This window comes from Clostridium sp. UBA6640 (genome assembly GCF_002455975.1).
In the GTDB taxonomy this organism is placed as follows: domain Bacteria; phylum Bacillota; class Clostridia; order Clostridiales; family Clostridiaceae; genus Clostridium_J.
In genome coordinates this window covers 1-3,019 of record NZ_DKLM01000026.1, presented here as the reverse complement: position 1 = coordinate 3,019, position 3,019 = coordinate 1, and the positions used below count along the sequence as shown (strand labels likewise).

At 26.4% G+C, this 3,019-nt stretch carries 2 protein-coding genes; both read left to right on the top strand.

The annotated features are described in order from the left end of the window. The first annotated feature begins 44 nt into the window (after window positions 1–44). Window positions 45–1,385 (top strand): ABC transporter substrate-binding protein, encoded by a 1,341-nt coding sequence (locus B2W91_RS03010; RefSeq protein WP_291578802.1) that lies wholly within the window; start codon window positions 45–47, stop codon window positions 1,383–1,385. 12 nt (window positions 1,386–1,397) lie between these two features. Further along, window positions 1,398–2,834, top strand: a complete 1,437-nt coding sequence (locus B2W91_RS03005; RefSeq protein ID WP_291578801.1) for an O-antigen ligase family protein — start codon at window positions 1,398–1,400, stop codon at window positions 2,832–2,834. Window positions 2,835–3,019 lie beyond the last annotated feature (185 nt).

Here is a 3,019-nt window from a genome sequence, read left to right as displayed (position 1 = left end):
TTCATATAAGTTAACAGATCGAGTAGTTATAATCGGAGGTAATTATGAAAGATTTTTTTAAGAAATATAGTAAGTACATAATATTTACCATTGTGGTTTTATTAGGTTCATTTATGTACAAAATTCTTGTTGATGGCAACAAAGAGGAAAGAGCAACAATACCAAAAGGAATGGAAGGAAGAAAAGTAGTTAATTTTTGGATGATGACTGCAACGGATTCTCAATTAAGAGAAAATCAAATTAATAAATTTAATGCTAGTCAAGATGAAATCTATTTAAGATTTCAATGTTTTAAAGATCTAGATTATGTTAATAGGCTAAAAATTTCATTGTACTCTGATGATGGACCAGATATATTTCAATATGGTTATACAGAGTTAATTAAAAATGATAAAATTGCTAATCTAAAAGAATTAGACCTAGACTTAGATAAAGTTGGAGAGGATAAATTATTTTATTATGACAAAAATCCTATAGGAATAAAATTATCTGGTAATAATGTAAAACTAGCTTGGAATAAAGAAATATTCAAAGAATGTGGATTAGATCCAGAAAGACCACCACAAACTTGGGATGAGGTAATAGAATATTCATTAAAAATAAAAGAAAAGAATCCAGATATAATACCTTTTCAATTTCCATTTGGTAAATATGCATCAATGAAGGCTGTTATAGGTGTGCCAAGTTTAGTTGATGGAAATATTTATACAAGCTTTTGGGACTATAAACAAGGAAAGTATGATTTTTCAGCTTCTAAAAGAATACTAGAAGTTTATAAAAAGATGTATGATTTAGGAATAATTCCAGAAGATTTTATAGAAAAAGATAAAAAGCAGGTGAGAACTGATTTTTATTTTGGACAATCTGCTATGTATTTATCTACTTTTGAAGATAAAAATAATTTTTACAATGCTCAACCATTAAGCTTTGAAATTGGAGTAGAAGATATACCTAAATTTGATATCAATGATAAACCTGTAAGACATTATGTAGACCCATTTACATATATAGTTGTAAATAAAGAAACTAAGGAAAAAGAAGCAGTTGATGAAGTTTTACAGTGGATAGCTAGTGATGAGGTTAATAGCGAAATAATGAAGCTAAATAAAGGATTACCGTTATTATTAGACAATAAGGATGTAAATTTAGGAGATAATCCACTAAATAAATATAACAATTCAGATAATTATATAGTTGAAAAGTATGATCCAACTGTATTTATAACCTACAGCCAAACAGGAACTTTGGACGAGCTTTATTCTGCTATAACAGGAAAAAAATCTGTAGATGAAGTAATAGAAAACTTAAATAAATATTATGAGCAATTTTATAAGTCTGAAGTTGAGAAAAATGAGTTTAACTTTGATTTATATACAGATAAATAGGAAGGTGTAGTTATGGACGTTAAGAAGTTAGTAAATAAATATTATAAATTAGGTTTAATTTCACTTGGTTTATCGATAGTTCTAGCCCTTCCTATAATGATTCAATATGGAATAAAGGACGCTATCATGTTTGTAGGAACAGTATTTTTCCTTGTGCTAGAAATATTATTATTATTTAAAGATAAAAGACTGTCTATTCTACTATTTATTTTATCTTTTCCAATCCTAGTAATTGGTCGTAAGTTTTGTTATTTTGACTTATTTGTATTTAAAATAACCTTTGAAACCATTTATATCTCTATAGCTTTTATTGTTAGCTTTAAAGAAATAAAAAATACTATCTTAAGATTATTACAGAATAAAAGAAGTTTAAATTTTAAATTTATAATATATACAATGATTTTTTTAATACTAGCGGTAAATAGCAGCATATTTTCTCATAATGTATTAAATAGTGCAGCTAATGTTTATATAAGTATTATAATACCTATTGCTTTTATACTTGTTGTACTTGCTAATCTTTCAAAGAGTGATAAGTATTATGTTTACTATGCATTAATAGCGGGGCTAGATTTTAGTTGTTTATATGGTATAGCCCAAATGAGAGGAGTATCCTTTTCTCAAGTTAAATATCATAGATTATATTTAACCTTTGGATATCATAATGTTAATATTTTTTCTGCTGTATTGATACTTATATTACCACTTATTTTTGAAATGATATTGTATAAAAAAAATAATATGAAAGAAAAAATATTTCTATTTATATCTTTTGGCTTATTTTCTGTAGCTACTTATATGACTTATTCTAGAGGAGCATGGCTTTGCTATTTAATATCCGTTGGAATTATATTTATAAGTAAAAAATACAAATATGTAGCCTTATTAGAGTTATTAGCAATACCTATAACCTTTAAACCTGTAATGTCTAAGATATTGACTAGGGGCTATGCAACAACAAGCTTTTTTATGAGTCAGTCAAATATGGCAAGGATTCAATCTTACTTTACTTCCTTTGTAATGATGGTAGCACATCCTTTTGGGATTGGTGGAGGAAGTTACGGTGATATGTATTTAAAATATGCAGAGAAAGGATATCTTAATATGCCTGATCTTATGAGAGCAAATCTTCAAGTAGCAGATTATGCACTAGAACATGCCCATAACCTATTCCTTCAAATAGGAGTGGAATATGGGGTAATAGTTATGATTTTATTTATAGTCATAATTGTAAATAGATTATCTGCTATATTAAAAGATTATGAGCATAATAGAGGGATTTTTACTGCTATAATTGCATTTATAATTATATCAATACTTACTGGAGGGCAATTTGATCATAAAGGAGTAATAACTCCTACATTAATATTATGGTTATTCTTTGGGATGACTATATTAAATTCAAAGGAAGATGAAAAAAATATTAACAAGTTAAATGTAAAAAAATAAGTATATTAATAAAATTATTTATGAGGTGCATAGATACTAAGTATCTATGCATTTTTAATTATACAATTGAGAGCTGATTATTATATAGATAAGCTACTCTAAAATTTAATGTATGTCTGAATATAAGTTACAGTTTGATATATTAATTCATAACTTTTAGATTAATGCACAATTCACAATGCACA